The following is an 18137-nucleotide window of genomic DNA, read 5'->3' on the forward strand; positions in this document are numbered from 1 at the left end:
TCGTTGAGCGCCACGGCACCGTTGCCGAAGACGGAAGCGCCCGTGCCCAGCGCGTAGCTTCCCGAACCCACGGTCGTCGCGTAATCACCTTCCGCGTCCGCGCCAAAGCCATTGGAGACCGACTGCTCGCCCGCGGCGATCGCGCTGATGCCCATGGCCATCGACTGGTTGCGGCTGGCCGATGCGGAGGCACCGAGCGCGATGGCGTCGCTGACGTTCTGCGAGGAATCGTTGGGGTCGGCGTTCGGATTGCCGGCGATGGCGCCGTTGCCGATCGCCATGTTGCGCGTGCCCATGCCGGCACCGGCCCAGGCGTTGGTGCCCAGCGCCATGTCGTTGGTATTGGCGGCAACGGCGTTGTGGCCCAGTGCAACGCTGTCCTGGCCATAGGCCACGCTGTTGTTGCCGACGGCCGTGGCGTTGTCGTACTGCGTGTCGCTGTTGCGGCCGATCGCGACCGTGCCGTCGCCCGCGGCATGCGCCTTGTAGCCCAGGGCCACCGAGCCGCCCAGCGTGTCGCTGCCATCGGTCACCTGGCTGCCGCCGGCATACGAAAGTGCGCCGAGCGCGGTGCTGAAGTCGCCGAATGCGATCGAACCGCCGCCGAAAGCGCTGGCGGCGCGGCCGTAGGCCCAGGTCTTCTCGCCGCCCGGCGACGAATTGCCGGGGAGCAAGCCATTGTTGTTGGCGTCATACCAGCCGCCCACAGCGGTGGCGCCAGAGCCGATGGCGTAGCTGCCGGTGCCCACGGCCAGCGAGCCGGAGCCGTAGCCGATGGCCTGGCGACCGATGGCCACGGCGTTGAGACTGTTCTGCGCGACGCCGGCGCCATAACCGATGGCGACGCCGTACTGCGCATTGGAGTAGGCAATCGCGCCGCTGCCAATGACGACGCTGTACACCGAACCGCTCATCACGCCGGCGGCGTTGAGTCCATCGGTGGCCTCGGCACCTGCACCGATGACGATGGCGCCCTTGGACAGCGTGTCGGAGTAGCCGCCGGTACCGAGCACGATGGCGTTGGCACCCTTGGCCTGGCTGCTGGTACCGAGCACCATCGAGCCGCTGCCCGAAGCGGTGCTGCCGTCACCGAGCACGATGGCGTTGGTGCCCGAGGCGGTGCTGCTCGCGCCCACCACCAGCGACGACGTGCCCGAAGCGGTCGCCTGGTAGCCCATGGCCAGGCCGTAGTCGGTCGCGGCGCTGGCGCCCGAACCCATCGCCACCGCGTAGCTGCCGCTGGTCTTGGCGCCCGAGCCGACGGCGACATCGTCGTAGCCGCCGAGCGTGGCGTTGACCGGGCCGCTGGCGCTGGAGCCGGAAATGAGCACGTACGGCGTGGTGTCCGCGACGGCGGTGTTGCTGCCGGTAGTCACGCTGTCGGTGCCGACGAGGCTCGCCTGCGTGCTGGCGACTGCGGCGCAGGTCAGCGAATCACCGGTGCCGGCCAGGCCGCTGCCGGGCCAGCTCAGGCCGGCGCAGGCCTGTGCCAGCGGGCTCAGCGCGAGACCCGCCAGCACCACGACCGACACGGCCGCGTGGCGGCCGGCCGACTTGCCCTTGCCGCGTGCGAGTTCGGAGGCGACGACCATGGCGCCGAGCGCGCCGTTCCACACCTTGCGGTAAATCTTGTTCATGAACAGGTTCTCCCCGGTGCCGCTGCTGGCGCTTGCCGCTCTCCCAAGCTGGTGGTGCGTGATTCCCTGTCACGCGCCTGGCCAGCGCCTGCTGCACGGCGGTCTATGAAGGAAAGCGACAAGCGCTTTCGGCTATGAAGCCCGGCGAGATTCCGCGAGCATCCCGCTGCAAGTCACGCACCGATAAACACCGCACGCACGCATCTCACCAAACTCACCATTGCCGGCCGATGGCAAAGCAGGAAAGAATGGGCGGGCAAGTCGTCGTAACCGAGGCCACAGTGACCATCCCGGGAATACGTGCGGTTCGGGCATGGTTGGGCAAGGCTCCCGCCAACGATCCTGTCGACCGCCTCAATGCACCGTTCATGCAGGTGCTGCTCATCGCCGTAGGCATGGCGATCGCGCTCGTGCGCCTGTACGCCGTGCGGGTGGAACCGGAACATGTGCTGCAGGGTGACCTGGGGCAGCGCATCGACCTGGCGACCGATCTGCTGATGATGCTGTCGGCATGGACCGGCGTGGTGCTGATTCGTCGCGGCCGCTTTCGCACCGGCATCCGCCAGTTCCTTGCCGTGGTGCTGCTTTCCGCCGCCGCGGCCTATGCGGTCACGGGCTACAGCCACTCACCGCCCGATCCCACGCCGGTGCTGCTGATGGCCGTCGGCGGTCTCGTGCTGGGCAGGCGCGCGCTGTGGAGCATCTACGCCAGCCTGGTGGGCGTGCTTGCGCTCGGACAGATGGCCGACAACCTGTGGCTGGGGCACAGCGGAGCGCTGTCGTGGCAGGCGTATCACACGCTGCCGATGCTGATGCTCGCCTACCTGCTGGTGGCCTTGATCCTCGACCAGTCCATCGCCGCGTTGCGCACCACGCTGGCGCAGTCGATCCAGCGCGGCGAAGCGCTGCTGCAGGCGAATGAGCGCATCGCGCAGGAGATCGAAGAGCGCGAGCGCACGCGCAACCAGCTCTACCACTCGCGCAAGATGGATGCCGTGGGGCGTGCGGCCAGCGGCGTCGCACACGATTTCGGCAACGTGCTCAACGTCGTGCTGGGCTACGCGACCCAGCGCGAGCAGCTCGCCGACATGGGCACGCCCGCGTTGATCAATGCGCTCGAAGGCGTCGAGATCGCCGCGCTGCGTGGCCTGGCGATCAGCCGCAAGCTGCTCAACTTCAGCCGCCAGGACGTGGAAGCCACGCAGGTATTCGACGCGGGCGAGGCGGTTGCCGAGCTGGCACCGATGCTGCGGCAGCTGCTGGGCAACTACATCCAGCTCGACCTGCGCCCCACGGTCGGACGCCTGCCCGTGCTGCTCGATCGCGCGCAGTTCGAACTCATGCTGCTCAACATCGCCGCGAACGCGCGCGACGCCATGCCCGATGGCGGCCGTTTCAGCGTCGCCGCCGCGCTGGCGCCCGATGGGTCCCGCGTCGAACTGCTGCTCGCCGACACCGGGATGGGCATGAGCGCCGATGTGCAGGCGAAGGTGTTCGAGCCGTTCTACACCACCAAGCCGTTCGGTCACGGCACCGGTCTGGGCCTTTCGGTGGTGGCGAGCCTGATCGAGGCGGCGGGCGGAAAAGTGGAAGTGTCCAGCGTGCCGGGCGAAGGCACCTGCTTTCGCGTGCGCCTGCCGTTGTGCACGGCGAGCGTGGGCGAACTTCAGCCTTCGCCGGCGAACAGATAACCCTGGCCGCGCAAGGTGAGCAGCGGCAGCGGTTGCCCGGCGGCATCCTGCGCTTTGCGGCGCAGGCGGTGGACCATCATTTCCAGGCGGTGCGGATCGAATTCGTAGACGTCCGTCGCCAAGGCCGCGATCAGCGCTTCGCGCGACACCGGCTCGCCGCGCGCAGCTACCAGCGTGCGCATCAGGCAGCGTTCGGGTGCCGTCAGTGGCAACGCCTGTTCGGTCGGCGTGACGAGGCACCAGTCATCGGTATCCAGGCGCCAGCGGCCAACGCTTGAGGTCTCGCGGGAAGATCTGATGCCCAGGCGCCGTGCGACGCTGTGCAGCGTGGCGGCCAGGATCTCGATGTTCACCGGCTTGTTGAGGAAAGCATCGGCACCGCGCGTCAACGCCTGGATGTGATCGTCGCTGCCGGTATTGGCCGTGAGCATGACGATGCCGAGGCTGGAAATCTCGCGCAGGTGCTTCACCACGCTGAGGCCATCCTCGTCCGGAAGGCCGATATCCAGCACCACCATGTCGAACGTCTGGCGCAGCATGTGGCGATAGAGTTCCGCCGCGGTGCCTGCGCCCGTCACCTCGAAGCCGAAATAACGCAGGCCCGGCAGGATGATGCCTTCGCGCAGTTGCGCGTCGTCCTCCAGGACGCCCAGACGCCACGCGCGTGCCGGCGTGGGCGTGATGGTCGATGCGGTTCGCTCGGTCATGCGCTGATTTCGTCGTGCGTGAAGTGCAGGAGGCGCACACTCTCGGGGCTGATCTCCCGCGCCGTCAAGCAATGGGTGAAAACCAGGCCATTCTCCGCACAAGACTACGGAAACTACGTCATTTTCGCGTGCTTCCTCACGATTTCTCACCTGGATTTCGTTGCCCGATACATTCGCGACAGCTGGCGAAGATGCCGGTCTTTTCGCAAGGGTGAGCGTGACCCTCTCGGCCTCCACGCAGCGTCGGGTGCCGATGGGTTCCGGTACGCGTGCATGGCGGAGGAGCACGCCGCATGGGTAAAGGCGTGTGACGGCGATTTCCGTGAAGCGCAGATCGACGTCAATGGTCCCCAGTCGGCGCGTTGGCCGCGCGGACCACGGAAGCCGGGCATGGTGGTTCTGTCCTCCAGAGCTCATCGCGATGTGCGCTGCGTCACGTATCGCCATGTCGGGCAATATCACCGCAACATCACCTCACTAAGCTGGCGCGCCCGCCGGGCGCGCTCGTGCGCCGGGCCTCCATCGAACTGCGCCTTCCATGCCTCCCGTCTCCTCGAGTCGTACCCAGGGCGTTGCCCGCTCTGGCTTCCTCATCGTGCTCATCTTCGTCCTGGCGGGCGCAGGCGCGATCTTCTGGTGGCTGAAGAAAGGCGCGGATGCGGATGATCCCGCACCCACCGTCGTCGCCGCCGCTGGCCCGGTCATTCGCGAAGGCGCGGGCATCGACGAAGTGCTGCAGCACGCCCGGCGCGCGATGGCGGAGAATCGCCTGCTGGCACCGGCCGGCAACAATGCGTTCGAGCTCTACCTCGTCGTGCTGCGGCGCGAGCCGTCCAATCGCGTCGCGCAGGACGCGCTGCGCGAGATCTTTCCGTTCGCCGCGCACGCAGCGGAACAAGCGATCGACGAAGGCAACGATGCCGAATCGCAGCGACAGATCGACCTGCTGACCCAGGCCGATCCGCAGAACTACACGCTGACCTTGCTGCAATCGAAGCTGCAGGCGCGTCGCGACGCCGCCGCGCAACACGCCCTGCCGGCAGCCGCACCGGCCAAGCGCGAAGTGCCCGCGACCGAAGTGGTTACCGCTCCGCGCACGGCTGCTGCCGCACCGGTGCCGGCCACGCCAGCGCCAGCGCCGCCGCCGGTGACCAACGCGGTGGCCACACCCGCGGCCAAGCCGGCGAATGCGCTGACGCCGGCCGAGGAAGCGCTCGCCCGGCTCGATGTCGAGTCCACGCCGATCAAGGCCGCGCCACGCGCGACGCCCAAGAAGCCGCAGGCCGCCCCTGTCGTGGCGAATGCGAATGGCGCGACGGCGCCGGTGCTGACGCGTCGCGTGGAACCCGTGTATCCCACCGAGGCGCGTCGCACGCGTCGACAGGGTTGGGTGGACGTCACCTTCACCGTGCAATCGGATGGTTCCGTCACGGGCGCAAGCGTGACCGATGCCGATCCCAAGTACGTGTTCGACCGGGCCGCACTGGGAGCGGTGGCGCGCTGGCAGTTCACGCCTGGCACGCAGGACGGCACGCCCGTGGCGGCGCAGATGCGCCAGCGCATCGAGTTCCGCCTGTGATCGTGGCGGCGCATAATCGTGCGCGCCCATCACGGAGGCATGCCATGCGCTGTTCGACCGCTGTTGTTGCCCTGGCTGTTGCGATCACGCTCGGTGGTTGCCACGACATGACCCACCGGGCGCCCACGCCCGTGCATGGCTATGTCACCGACCTGAAGGCCTTCGAGGCATTCATCGCCACGCACCCGACACCCGAGCAGTTCCGCGCGGTCTATCCCGATGTGCTGCTGGTGATGCCCGGCGGCGTCACCACGCTGGAATTTCGCACCAACAACAGCCGGTACTACCCCGAGCTGGACAAGGACGGGCGCATCGTCGGCGGCCACTTCAGCTGAGCCCGTTTCGTTTGGACGTCCAGACGAGTCACATCGCTGACATGTGGCGCCGCTAATGTGACAGTTCCGCCGGGGCGGTTGAGGACCACCCGACCCTGCGTGCGGTAGAGCCACTGCAGCGGTGTCATGTCCAGTCCAGTTTCTTCAGCGCCGAACCGGCGCGCGCTTGTCGTTGCTTCCATGGTCGCGATGCTGGCCGTCGCGGGTGGTGCTTTCTGGTGGCTGCACGGCAGCCATGGCGCAGCGAGCGCATCGGGCGATGCCGCGGCTGCGGGCGGCAAGGACGACAGCGGCGTCACGATCCTGCTGGATCTGGCCAAGACGGCCGTGACGGAGAGGCGCCTGGTCGCCCCGGCGGGCAGCAATGCGTACGAGTTCTATCTCAGCGTGTTGCAGCTCGATCCCGGCAACAAGGCGGCTCAGGAAGAACTGCATGAGGCGTTCCCCACCGCGTCCGCCGATGTGGAGCGCGCCATCAACAACAACGAGCTCGACGAAGCCCAGCGCGAGCTGTCGCTGCTGCGCGAGTTCGACAGCACCAACTACATCCTGTCGCTGCTCGGCGGCAAGCTGGACGCGCAGCGCCAGATCCAGATCCGCCAGGACGAAGCGCGCGCCGCCATCATCCAGGCGCAGCAGTCGGCAGCCAGCGGCTCGCTGCAGTAAGCCTCAGCTCAGCAGCGGCCCAGCCTTTCGCAGCAGCAGCCCGACCAGTTCGGGCTGCATGAAGTCGTAGCGGTCAGGAATATCCAGGCAGACCACGCGCTTGCCGCGCAGGTGCGCCGCATGGCGTGCCTGCAGGCGGCGGCGATGCGCACCTTCCATCACCACGATGAGATCAGCCCATGCGAGCTGATCGGAAGACAGCGGCGTTTCAGCGTCGTCCGCCAGCCCGACCGAATCCACGTCGATGCCGGGCCAGGTGGCGAACACGGCGGCGGCCGTGGGGCTGCGCAGGCGATGACGGCTGCACAGGAACAGTACGTGGCGCGTCATTGCGCGGCGAGGTACTCGTCTTTGAGGCGCACGTAGTGATCGGCGGAGTAATGCAGCTGCTCGATCTGCTTGTCGCTGAGCACGCGCACCTTCCTGGCCGGGTTGCCCAGCCACAGCTCGCCCTCGCCCACCACCTTGCCAGGAGGAATCACGCTGCCGGCGCCGACGAAGCCATGCTTCTTCACCACCGCGCCGTCGAGCACCACGGCATGCATGCCGATCAGGCAATAGTCCTCGATGGTGCAGGCATGCAGCACCGCGGCATGGCCGACGGTGACGCCTTCGCCGACGAGCGTAGGCGTGCCGCCGGGCGTGTACGGGCCATCGTGGGTGACATGGACGATGGCGCCGTCCTGCACGTTGGTGCGCGCGCCGATGCGGATGAAGTTGACGTCGCCGCGCAACACCGCGCCGGGCCAGATCGAGACGTCGTCGCCGAGCTCGACATCGCCGATCACGCTGGCATGGGGGTCGACGTAGACGCGGTTGAGCAGCGTGGGCCAGACGCCCTTGTATTTGCGTAGAGGATCCATGCGCGCATGGTAACCCCTGTGGCGCATCCGTTCCCCTGCAGGAGCGCACCCGGTGCGCGATCAACGCCGGAGTCTTGCGGCCACGTTCGCAGAAGCACCTGCCAACCCGGTTATCCGCAACGCCATTCGTGCACTGGGTGCGCTCCTACAACAGAGCGGCGGCATCGGCCTCAAGCTGTTCCATCGTGTGCCGGTAGCCAGCTTCCATGGCGCGCTGCCAGTCCTTCCAGTCCAGCATGCCGATGTGTTCCAGCGGTGGCGTGATGAGCAGGTCGGCGCGCTCGCGGCGATGTTCGCTGGCGCCTTCGCTGTTCACCATGGCGGCGCGCACCAGCGTGGAAACCAGTCCCGGCCGGCGGATGTCCTGCCGTTTCCACAGCAGCTGCCACCACGGCGGCGTGGCGAATTCCTCGGCGGTGGTCAGCAGCGAAATCTCCGCGCGGATGTCGATGGCCGTGATGTGCGCGATGCCGTGGCTGGCCATCACGTCGGTGGGCAGGTTGTCCACCAGTGCGCCGTCCACGTAGACGCGGCCTTGGTGCAGCACTGGCGGCAACACGCCGGGAATCGCGCTGGATGCGCGCAGCCACAACCACAATGGCCCGTGGCGGTGCACCACCATGCCCTCGCCGGACAGGCAGGTGGACACGCAGAAGAACGGCAGCGTGAGGTCTTCCATGTCGAGCGCGCCAAACGCCCGCCGCAACATCGCCGCGGCGCGGCGGCCGCGGGTGAGTGCCACCACCGGCACGGTCCAGTCCGACAACGGGCGGCCCTCGACGAAATGCCGGCGGAAGGTCTCCGCCATGTCATCCAGTTCCCAGCCGGCCGCCACGCCCGCGCCGATAATGGCGCCGATGCTGGTACCGCCGACCGCGTCGAAGGCGTGGCCGGCTTCGTGCAGCGCGCGCAGTGCGCCGAAATGCGCCACGCCGCGCGCACCGCCGCCGGCCAGCACCAGGCCGCGCGCGTGTCCGCTGACCAGTCGCGCCAGTCGTGCAATGTCGCTGCGTCCGCCGACGTGGTGATGTTGCAGTTCGCCGCTGAACATCTCCCGCCATCGCCGGGCGGCGCCGAGGCTGGGTTGGCGTCCCGCATGGAGGAGCACCAGATGCCGTGGACGATGGCCCGCGCGGGACGGATGTCGCGGCAGTGCCTCCGGCCACGGGTGCGCCGCTTGCGCGGCCAGCGCCGGCAACAGCAAGACGTCGGCCTGGCGCAGGCAGCGCTGGCGCCAGTGATCGTCGCCGGTGCTGTCCAGATAGATCACGAAGCGCGCCTGCGCTTCGCGCTCGGCAAACCAATCGCTGCCACGGCCGGCACCGTGCTCGGCATCGATCACGATGCAGTTGCCCCACGACTCCAGTTCCATGGCCAGTTGCATGGCGAGCGCACGGGCGGGCACGTCCGGGCTGGCCGGAAGCAAGGCGAAGGTGCGTGGTGCATCGGGTGGCTGGTCGCCCTGCAGGCGTTGCTGCAGGCGTGCGATGGCCATGCGCGCCACGCCCAGCATGGCTTGCGGATGCTGCCGGGACAGCGCCTCGAAGGCCGCCCGGTCCAGCCGCAGCAATTCGGTGTCACGCAGCGCGCGGGCGGTGTACTGGCGGCCCTCGCCGGTCACCAGGCCGATTTCACCGACGCTGTCCCCGGCGGCCACCAGCCGCACGCGGTGGGTTGCCCCGTCGAACACGCCCAGGCTGCCGCGCCACACCAGGTACAGGGCGTCGGCCGGATCGCCCTGGTGGAACAGCGTGCGTCCACCCGGCAGCGAAAACCATCGGAGTTCAGGGGCGAGCGCCGCCAGCGCCTCCTCCCCGAGATGGCCGAACACATCGCTTCGACGCAGCAGGGCGGAGAAATCGGGCATAGGCATGCGGGCGAGCCTAGGCGCCGGATATGACAATCATGAGCGCGGGCTGGCTGGATGCCGGTGGCGCGCTTGATTTCACCCGGACGGGTCGCCACGCTGGCGCGACAGGAGGAACCCCATGGAACAGAACAACCCGCTGCTGGCCGACGACGCGCTGCCGGCCTTTTCGCAGATCCGCCCCGAGCATGTCGCGCCAGCCATCGACACCCTCCTGGTCGACTATCGCGCCGGCATCGATGCGCTCACCGCGCCTGGCGCACCGCGCGACTTCGGCACCGTGATGCTCACCCAGGAACGACTGGAGCAGCGCCTGGCGCGCGCGTGGTCGCCGGTGAGTCACCTGCATTCGGTGGCCGACAGCGAAGCGCTGCGCCTGGCCTACGGACCGGCCGAGGAAAAGCTCACCGACCACGCCATCGAAGTGGGCCAGAACCGCGAGCTCTACCAGGCCGTGCAGGCACTGGCCGATGCAGCGGATTTCGCCGGCCTGCCGCGGCCCGAACGCGCGCTGGTGGAACATGCATTGCGTGATTTCCGGCTGTCGGGCGTGGCACTGGAGGAACCGGCGCGTTCGCGCTTCCGCGAAATCGGCGTCGAGCTGAGCCGTCTCTCCACGGAATTTTCCAACGCCGTGCTCGATGCCACCGACGCATGGCACGAACACATCACCGACGAGCGCGACCTCGCCGGCATTCCCGAATCCGGCCGCGCCGTGCTGCGCCAGTACGCCAAGGAGCAGAACCTGGAAGGTTTCCTGGTCACGCTCAAGCAGCCCAGCGTGCAGGCCGTGCTCACCTACGCCGACAACCGCGGCCTGCGCGAGCGCGTGTACTGGGCCTACCAGACGCGCGCCTCCGACCAGGGCCCGCATGCCGGCAAGTTCGACAACAGCGGGCGCATCGACCGCATCATGGCATTGCGTTCCGAAGCAGCGCAGCTGCTGGGCTTTCCCAATGCCGCCGAGGAATCGCTGGCCACCAAGATGGCTGCGTCGCCCGCGCAGGTGATGGAATTCCTGCACGACCTGGCCCAACGCGCCAAGCCGGTGGCCCGCGCCGAACTGACCCGTCTGCGCGAGTTCGCCACCACCGAACTCAAACTCGACAACCTCGAATCGTGGGACGTGGGCTACGCCTCGGAGAAACTGCGCCAGCAGCAGTACGACCTCGACGAAGAACAGCTCAAGCCGTACTTCCCGCTGCCCGCGGTCATGGCCGGCCTGTTCGACCTCACCAACCGCCTCTACGGCATCTCGCTGGCGGCGCGCGACGATGTCGATGTGTGGCATCCGGACGTGCGCTACTTCGACGTGCACGATGCCGACGGCCGCGTATTCGCCGGCGCCTACGTCGATCTCTATGCGCGCAACGGCAAGCGCGGCGGCGCGTGGATGGACGTCTGTCGCGCGCGCTTCCGCGATCGTGACGGCGAGCAGCTGCCGGTGGCCTTCCTCACCTGCAACTTCGCGCCGCCGACCGAGGGCAAGCCCGCGCTGCTCACGCACGACGACGTGCTCACCCTGTTCCACGAATTCGGCCACGGCCTGCACCACCTGCTCACCGAAATCGCGCTGCCTTCCATCGGCGGCATCGACGGCGTGGAGTGGGACGCGGTGGAACTGCCCAGCCAGTTCATGGAAAACTTCGGCTGGAACCGCGAGGCGCTGGACCTGTTCGCGCGTCACTACGAAACCGGCGAGCGCCTGCCCGACGAGCTGTTCCAGCGCATGCTGGCGGCGCGCCATTTCCACGCCGGCCTGTTCCTCGTGCGCCAGCTGGAATTCGCCATGTTCGATTTCCGCCTGCATCTGGAATACGACGCGACGAAGGGCGCACGCGCGATGGAAGTGCTGGAGGAGGTTCGCCACGACGTGGCCGTGCTGCATCCGCCGGCATGGCAGCGTTTCCCGCACGCCTTCTCGCACATCTTCGCGGGCGGCTATGCGGCCGGTTACTACAGCTATCTGTGGGCTGAGCTCCTGAGTGCCGATGCCTTTGGCGCATTCGAGGAACGCGGCGTGATCGATCGCCCCACCGGCGACCGCTTCCGCGCCGAGATCCTCGCCGTGGGCGCAAGCCGCCCGGCCATCGACAGCTTCATCGCCTTCCGCGGCCGCGCGCCGGAACCCGACGCACTGCTGCGCAGCCACGGCCTGGCGTGATCGCCGCCGCCGCCCCATGCGGGCGGCGGCATCGGCATGGTCATCGCTTACAATGGCCCGATGAAGATCGCCTCCTGGAATGTGAACTCGCTGAAGGTGCGCATGCCGCACCTTTCGCAGTGGCTGGCCGACGCGCAGCCCGATGTCGTGGCGCTGCAGGAAACCAAGCTGGAAGACAGCAAGTTTCCGGTCGACGAGGTCGTGGCCGCGGGCTATCGCGCCATCTTCTCGGGACAAAAGACCTACAACGGCGTCGCCATGCTCGCGCGAGCCGATCTCAAGGGTGATTTCGAAGACGTTGTCACCGACATACCCGGGCTCGAAGATCCGCAGCGACGCATCCTCGCCGCGACCATCAACGGCGTGCGCGTGGTCGATCTCTACGTGGTCAACGGCAAGGCCGTGGGCGACGAGAAATACGCCTACAAGCTGGACTGGCTGGCGAAGATGCGCGAGTTCCTGGCGCGCGAGCACGAACGCCATCCCCACCTGGTAGTGCTGGGCGATTTCAACATCGCGCCGGATGATCGCGACGTCTACGATCCGGTGGCCTGGGGCGAAGACATCCTGTGCTCACCGCCCGAGCGTGAAGCGCTCAAGCGCATTACCGATCTGGGCCTGCACGACAGCTTCCGGCTGTTCCAACCGGACGGCCAGCACTTCAGCTGGTGGGACTACCGTCAGGCAGCGTTCCGGCGCAACATGGGTTTGCGCATCGACCTGATCCTGATCGGCGATGCCCTGAAATCCGCAGCGACGTCGGCCGCCATCGACCGCACGCCCCGGACTTGGGAACGCCCTTCCGATCACACGCCGGTAACGATTGATCTGGATATCTAGCAAGACGCAGGCAACTGATGAATACACCCAAGACCGACTGGCCCAGTTCGCTGGACGACAAAGAGCTCGACGAACTGGACCAATACCTGCGCGCCCACGTTGGCGAAGATGACCTGTTGCTCGACGGCGTGCACGGCCTGCTCTCGGCGCTGACGGTAGGTCCCCTGCAGGTGCTGCCGGACGAATGGCTGCCCGAAGTGCTGCACGAGCCCTTCGCGGACGAGACCGAAGGCAATCGCGTGCTGGCGCTGCTGGCCAAGCTCAATGATTCCATCAGCGCCGAGCTGGACGTTGATGCGTACGAACCCATCCTCGGCGAAGTAGATACCGAGCTTGGCCCGGTGTTGTCCGCGGCCGGCTGGTGCGAAGGCTTCAGCCGCGGCATCGATCTGCGCGCGGGGCTGTGGGAAAAGCGCCTGGCCGATGATCCGCAATTGATGGAAATGCTCGGCCCGGTGATGGCGCTGGCGGTGGACGAAGGCATCCTCAACGCCGACGCCGAATTCGAAAAGCTCAGCGACGAGGAGTACGACGAGTGCCTGACGCAGGTGCCGAGCGTGCTGGGCGCGGTCAACCAGTACTGGCAGGCGCATCCCGTGACCGAAGCCGAGATTGAAGCGGCCTCGCGCCCGGTCGAAAGCGAAGAGTCCTCTCAACCGCCCCGCCATCGCAGCGGGCACTGGGTGCATTGAGGCAGGAGTGAGTGAAGAGGAGTGAGTAGTGAGGGAGGGCTCGCTCTCGTTCTCCACTCCTGCCCACTTCCCGCATTCCACGAACAATCCGTTCCCGCTTCACCTCTTGGGCGGGAACGGGCGCGGCATCATCATGGTGGGCAGTCCAAACCTTTGGAGACTCCCATGACCGAACGCAGCATTGTCCGCCGCATCCGCGGCATCGATACGTCCGATGGCGCGGGCGTGAAGCTCAAGCGCGTGATCGGCCAGCCGGGCCTGGACATGCTCGACCCGTTCCTGTTGCTGGACGAGTTCCGTTCCGACCAGGCGGGCGATTACATCGCCGGTTTCCCGGAGCATCCGCATCGCGGTTTCGAGACCGTGACCTACATGCTTGCCGGCCACATGAAGCACCACGACAACCACGGCAACAGCGGCGACCTGGTGCCGGGCAGCGTGCAGTGGATGACTGCCGGTCGCGGCATCCTGCACTCGGAAATGCCCGAGCAGGAAGATGGCCTGATGTGGGGCTTCCAGCTGTGGGTGAACCTGCCGGCGAAGGACAAGATGATCGCGCCGCGCTACCAGGACATCGGCCCGGAGCGCATTCCGGTGGTGCGCCCGTCGGAAGGCGTCGAGGTGAAGGTGATTGCGGGTGAATTCGCCGGCGCGACCGGGCCCGTGGCGGAGATCGTCACGCAGCCGATCTATCTGGACATCGCCGTGCAGCCCGGAACCTCCGTCACCATCCCGTTACCGGAAGGCCATGCGGGCTTTGCCTACGTGTTCGACGGCCAGCAGGCCGAGGTAGCCGGCCAGCCGCTGGACCGCAGCGAGCTGGCGGTGCTGTCGCGCAGCGGCGACCTGCGTATTGCCGGTGGCGAATCGCCCGCCCGCGTGCTGCTGGTGGCCGGTCATCCGCTCAACGAAGCCGTGACCCGCTACGGGCCCTTCGTGATGAACACGCCTGAGGAAATCCATCAGGCGATCGCGGATTTTCGCGCAGGCAAGTTCTGACGCTCCTGGGCCGATCTGGCCCCGCAAGGCCCTCACGCCACCCGGTTCGCGCCTGGTGGCGTTTTTTTTGTGCAGCGCTTAAGCGGGCCTTTTCCCGGCCGTTAAGCTTTCGTAGGACGAAGTTGGCGAAAAAATCGCCACTTGGCCCGCTCGATGCATGCCCACTTCTACCTGCTACTTGGTTCACAAATCAGGCACATACGTCGAAAGCCCAGTTGTAAGAAGGCCTTAGTTCGTCGTTAAATCTAGATTAATCCAAGGGGATGCAATCGGCTGTACCATCAATCTACAGTCCTTGCACAAGATCAACTCATAACTAGTTGTTTTTGCTATTGCCATGAATGCCCTAATTATTCTCGTTGTCCTGGCCCTGATCGCGATGTTCGCCACCGCGGTCAAGCGTGTGCCGGCCGATCAGGTGCATAGCCTTTACCGGCGCGGCAAGCCCCATCGACTGCTCCAGCCGGGCGTTCACATGACGCTCCCGCTGGTCGACCACGTGGAACACCACATCAACCTCAACGGCCAGGTGCTGCGCTTTGAAGAGCTGCTGCCCGATTCGCACGACGTCAAGGGCACGGTCTACTGGCAGGTGCTGGAGCCGGAGCGCGCCGATCCCGTCATCGAACAGGCTGATCAGCTGATTCGTGGCGGCGCCCTTGCCGCGCTGCGCGGAGAGCCGGAAGCGTTCAGTGCCGACCGTCGCGACCTGGGTTCACGCCTCAAGCAGGTGATGAATACCGGCCTGCGCGAGCGCGGCATGATGGTGACCCGCGTGGAGCTGGAATTCGCCTGACCGGAAAGCAAGCCGGCAGGCCAAACGGTGAGGTCGCCCCAAGAAGCGCCCACCGAGGGGAGACCCTTGAAGCCCGCTCCGGCGGGCTTTTTCTTTGGACGCGTCGCCAACGACGCGCCATCCTCCATCGCTGGCGTCCGGGGCGAAGCATCCGGATACTTTGCGATCCCCCATGTCCAAGGCTTCCCCATGACCTCCCGCCATGACCTGCAAACCCGGCTCGAACACGGCATCGCCGCGCTGGGCCTGCAGTTGCCGGCTGGCGCGGTGGAGCGCCTGCTCGACTACCAGGCCCTGCTGGAACGCTGGAACGCCGCCTACAATCTCACCGCCATCCGCGATCCGGCCGAGATGGTGAGCCGGCATCTGGTCGATTCGCTGGCCATCCTGCCCTTCGTGCAGGGCGCCACGCTGGCGGACCTGGGCACCGGCCCCGGTCTGCCGGGCATTCCACTGGCCATCGCGGCGCCGGAACGCCAAGTGCTGCTGGTCGATTCCAACGGCAAGAAGGTTCGCTTCCTGCGTGAGGCCATCCGTTCGCTCAAGCTGGAGAACGTGCGCGCCGTGCAGTCCCGCGTGGAAGATGTGGAAGGCCAGTTCGACTGCATCACCGCCCGCGCCTTTGCGAGCCTCGCCGATATGCTGGCCTGGGGTGGTCATCTTTTGACCACCAACGGCATCTGGCTGGCGATGAAGGGCAGACACCCGGAGGAAGAGCTGTCCGGCGTGCCGGATGGCTTCGAGGTGAGGGCCATTCGTGTGCTCGACGTGCCGGACGTTGGTGGCGAGCGCCATCTCGTCGTTCTCGGCCGGACAGGCTGCTAATCTAGCCCCCTTTTCCATCGTCCACGGTAACGACGACACATGGCTCGCATCATCGCTGTCGCCAACCAGAAGGGTGGCGTGGGCAAGACCACCACCGCCGTCAATCTCGCCGCCGCATTGGCCGCCGCCAAGCGCAAGGTGCTGCTCGTCGATCTCGACCCACAAGGCAACGCGACGATGGCGTCCGGCGTGGACAAGCGCGAAGCCAAGCCCAACGGCTGCGAAGTGCTGCTGGACGAAGCGCCGATCGAGAAGGCCATCGTCCGCACCGAGGCCAACTACGACCTGCTGCCCGGCAACGGCGACCTCACCGCCGCCGAGCTGAAGCTGATGGACGCGATCGCGCGCGAGACCCGGCTCAAGGAGCAGCTCGAGAAGATCGCCGGCCGCTACGACACCATCCTCATCGACTGCCCGCCGTCGCTGCACCTGCTCACGCTCAATGCGCTGGCCGCGGCCAACGGCCTGCTGATTCCGGTGCAGTGCGAATATTTCGCGCTGGAAGGTCTCTCCAGCCTGCTCGACACGGTGAAGGCGGTGCGCCAGCGCCTCAATCCCACGCTGGAGATCGAAGGCCTGCTGCGCACCATGTACGACGTGCGCAACAACCTCGGCAACGAAGTGTCGGCGCAGCTCACCCAGCATTTCGGCGACAAGGTGCTGCGCTCGATCATCCCGCGCAACGTGCGTCTCGCCGAGGCGCCCAGCCATGGGCAACCGATCCACCTGTACGACCGCAGCTCACGCGGTGCCATCGCCTACATCGGCCTCGCCGGCGAAATGATCCGCCGCGAGCGCGGGCAAAACGTTGCCGTGAACGAGGTGGTGACGCCGATGCTGCACGACGACTCAGACGCGACGCTCGACGACATCGTCGACATCCATCAGGAGTAAGCATGTCCGCTGCGAAAAAACGGGGCCTGGGACGCGGGCTCGATGTGCTGCTGGGCGGCAACGACGAACCCGGCAAGCCCTCGGTGCTGGAGCAGGAAGGCGAGCTGCGCACGCTGCCGATCCAGCAGATCCAGCCCGGCAAATACCAGCCGCGACGCCACTGGAACGACGAGGCGCTGGACGAACTGGCCGCCTCCATCCGTGCGCAAGGCCTGATCCAGCCGGTCGTCGTGCGTGAGATCGGCAAGAACCAGTACGAACTGATCGCCGGCGAACGCCGCTGGCGCGCCGCGCAGCGCGCGCAGCTGCACGAGCTGCCGGTGCTGGTGAAGGACGTGCCGGAAGTGGCCGTGCCGGCCATGGCACTGATCGAAAACATCCAGCGCCAGGACCTCACCCCGCTGGAAGAGGCCGACGCGCTCAAGCGCCTGATCGACGACTTCGACCTCACCCATCAGCAGGCCGCCGATGCCGTGGGCCGCTCGCGCGCTTCCGTGTCCAACATGCTGCGCCTTACGGAACTGCCGGCGTCGATCAAGAAACTGCTCGACGAAAGCCAGCTGGAAATGGGCCATGCCCGCTGCCTGCTGACCTTGCCCGAGAGCCTGGCCGAAGGCCTCGCGCTGGAAGCGGCGCGCAAGCGCTGGAGCGTGCGCGAACTGGAAGAAGCCGCGCGCCGCGCGCAGACCGCGCCCAAGGGCAAGGCGAAGAACGCGCCGTCGCGCGACCCGAACATCGATGCGCTGGAGCGCGAGCTGGCCGATCGTTTCGCCACCCGCGTGGAAGTGGCGCATGGGCGTGGAGGGCGCGGCAAGCTGGTGATCCACTATCACAGCAATGATGAGCTGGACGGGATCCTGGGGAAGATTCGCTGAGGGATTACCGGTTAGGCGTTGGCCGGAGTGGCCACGCCGCAGCTGCCCGATGAATTCAGGCGGCGCCTTGCGATTTGCGCGCGCGGTCTCTCTGTAGGAGTGCACCCTGGGCGCGACCGCCTTTCGCCTCTGTTCCTCGCATCGTCGTCCCTGCGTAGGCAGGGACCCAGTGACTTTGCTCTTGGCTTTTGATTCGGCGCTACGCCAGCGTGCCGCCTACGACCGAAGGAAGTCCCTGTGGGACGCAGCGGGCGTTTAGACGTCCTGCCGGCGACGCGAAGCTGGTCTCCGTGGGAACGCCGAGTCACTTTTCCTTTGCTGCTCCACGCACGCGCTTCGAGCGCGTGCGAACGGCGAAGCCGGCCCGCACGCGGGGAGGCGCCCTGGATGGCGCCGGCTTTGAGGAGCGAGGAAGGGCGGAGGGCAGGATGCCCGGAGTAAAAGAAAAGCAACCCAAAGAACATGAGCTCAAGAGCTGGCAGCACTGCGCTGGATACAAGCTTGTCGACTGAAGCATCGACAGCACGCGGTCTTACTACCTCAAACGGCACCGCTACTCCGCAACGCGTCGATGTACTGAGGACTCAAAGCGGAGCCCGCGTTGCTCCCTCTCCCTTCGGAAGAGGGCTGGAGCATTGCCACCACCATGAAGGCATTGCCACCACCATAAAGGTGGCAATGCCTTCATGGTGGTGGCAATGCCTTTA

Annotated in this window: 17 protein-coding genes; 12 read left to right on the forward strand and 5 right to left on the reverse strand. The window is 66.7% G+C overall.

Annotation, left to right across the window (positions count from 1 at the left end):
• Positions 1–1637 (reverse strand): ESPR-type extended signal peptide-containing protein (locus tag VFG49_RS14090; protein ID WP_324861558.1); only part of this gene is annotated, 1637 nt, incomplete at its 3' end.
• 281 nt (positions 1638–1918) lie between these two features.
• Between VFG49_RS14090 and VFG49_RS14095 the strand changes: the two genes are divergently transcribed.
• Positions 1919–3328 carry a HAMP domain-containing sensor histidine kinase gene (locus tag VFG49_RS14095; RefSeq protein WP_324861560.1) on the forward strand — a complete coding sequence of 470 codons (1410 nt, stop codon included), beginning with the start codon at positions 1919–1921 and terminating at the stop codon, positions 3326–3328.
• Here the strand turns inward: VFG49_RS14095 and VFG49_RS14100 are convergent.
• Complete coding sequence (locus tag VFG49_RS14100; protein ID WP_324861563.1) at positions 3304–4035, reverse strand: response regulator transcription factor; 732 nt, start codon at positions 4033–4035, stop codon at positions 3304–3306. The genes VFG49_RS14095 and VFG49_RS14100 overlap by 25 nt on opposite strands.
• A 538-nt stretch (positions 4036–4573) precedes the next feature.
• Here VFG49_RS14100 and VFG49_RS14105 point away from each other — a divergent pair.
• The 3 genes from VFG49_RS14105 to VFG49_RS14115 all read left to right on the forward strand — a co-directional run bounded on the left by VFG49_RS14105 (position 4574) and on the right by VFG49_RS14115 (position 6615).
• Positions 4574–5614, forward strand: coding sequence for an energy transducer TonB (locus VFG49_RS14105; protein ID WP_324861565.1), 1041 nt, complete (start codon positions 4574–4576; stop codon positions 5612–5614).
• 44 nt (positions 5615–5658) lie between these two features.
• Complete coding sequence (locus tag VFG49_RS14110) at positions 5659–5949, forward strand: hypothetical protein (protein ID WP_324861568.1); 291 nt, start codon at positions 5659–5661, stop codon at positions 5947–5949.
• A 126-nt stretch (positions 5950–6075) separates the two neighbouring features.
• Positions 6076–6615 carry a hypothetical protein gene (locus VFG49_RS14115; RefSeq protein WP_324861570.1) on the forward strand — a complete coding sequence of 180 codons (540 nt, stop codon included), beginning with the start codon at positions 6076–6078 and terminating at the stop codon, positions 6613–6615.
• 3 nt (positions 6616–6618) lie between these two features.
• Here the strand turns inward: VFG49_RS14115 and VFG49_RS14120 are convergent, their stop codons facing one another.
• The 3 genes from VFG49_RS14120 to VFG49_RS14130 form a co-directional block, all read right to left on the reverse strand.
• A complete protein-coding gene (locus VFG49_RS14120) occupies positions 6619–6945 on the reverse strand; it encodes a low molecular weight protein tyrosine phosphatase family protein (RefSeq protein WP_324861572.1) in 327 nt (108 codons plus the stop codon).
• A complete protein-coding gene (locus VFG49_RS14125) occupies positions 6942–7478 on the reverse strand; it encodes a gamma carbonic anhydrase family protein (RefSeq protein ID WP_324861574.1) in 537 nt (178 codons plus the stop codon). Before VFG49_RS14125 ends, VFG49_RS14120 begins: the two co-directional genes overlap by 4 nt.
• A 145-nt stretch (positions 7479–7623) precedes the next feature.
• Positions 7624–9351, reverse strand: a complete 1728-nt coding sequence (locus tag VFG49_RS14130; protein ID WP_324861576.1) for a patatin-like phospholipase family protein — start codon at positions 9349–9351, stop codon at positions 7624–7626.
• 115 nt (positions 9352–9466) lie between these two features.
• Between VFG49_RS14130 and VFG49_RS14135 the strand changes: the two genes are divergently transcribed.
• The 8 genes from VFG49_RS14135 to VFG49_RS14170 all read left to right on the forward strand — a co-directional run bounded on the left by VFG49_RS14135 (position 9467) and on the right by VFG49_RS14170 (position 17430).
• A complete protein-coding gene (locus VFG49_RS14135; protein WP_324861578.1) occupies positions 9467–11509 on the forward strand; it encodes a M3 family metallopeptidase in 2043 nt (680 codons plus the stop codon).
• A 60-nt stretch (positions 11510–11569) separates the two neighbouring features.
• Positions 11570–12349 (forward strand): exodeoxyribonuclease III, encoded by a 780-nt coding sequence (gene xth, locus VFG49_RS14140; protein WP_324861592.1) that lies wholly within the window; start codon positions 11570–11572, stop codon positions 12347–12349.
• Positions 12350–12366: 17 nt separating this feature from the next.
• A complete protein-coding gene (locus tag VFG49_RS14145) occupies positions 12367–13041 on the forward strand; it encodes a YecA family protein (protein ID WP_324861580.1) in 675 nt (224 codons plus the stop codon).
• Between the two features lie 165 nt (positions 13042–13206).
• Entirely contained in the window at positions 13207–14040 is an 834-nt protein-coding gene (locus tag VFG49_RS14150) for a pirin family protein (RefSeq protein WP_324861581.1), read from the forward strand.
• Positions 14041–14377: 337 nt separating this feature from the next.
• Positions 14378–14836, forward strand: a complete 459-nt coding sequence (locus VFG49_RS14155; RefSeq protein ID WP_324861583.1) for a hypothetical protein — start codon at positions 14378–14380, stop codon at positions 14834–14836.
• 189 nt (positions 14837–15025) lie between these two features.
• Positions 15026–15661 (forward strand): 16S rRNA (guanine(527)-N(7))-methyltransferase RsmG, encoded by a 636-nt coding sequence (gene rsmG, locus VFG49_RS14160; RefSeq protein ID WP_324861585.1) that lies wholly within the window; start codon positions 15026–15028, stop codon positions 15659–15661.
• Positions 15662–15700: 39 nt separating this feature from the next.
• Positions 15701–16555, forward strand: a complete 855-nt coding sequence (locus VFG49_RS14165; protein WP_324861588.1) for a ParA family protein — start codon at positions 15701–15703, stop codon at positions 16553–16555.
• Positions 16556–16557: 2 nt separating this feature from the next.
• Positions 16558–17430, forward strand: coding sequence for a ParB/RepB/Spo0J family partition protein (locus VFG49_RS14170; RefSeq protein ID WP_324861590.1), 873 nt, complete (start codon positions 16558–16560; stop codon positions 17428–17430).
• Positions 17431–18137 lie beyond the last annotated feature (707 nt).

Origin of the sequence: Dyella sp., assembly GCF_035685885.1 — a bacterium.
In the GTDB taxonomy this organism is placed as follows: domain Bacteria; phylum Pseudomonadota; class Gammaproteobacteria; order Xanthomonadales; family Rhodanobacteraceae; genus Dyella.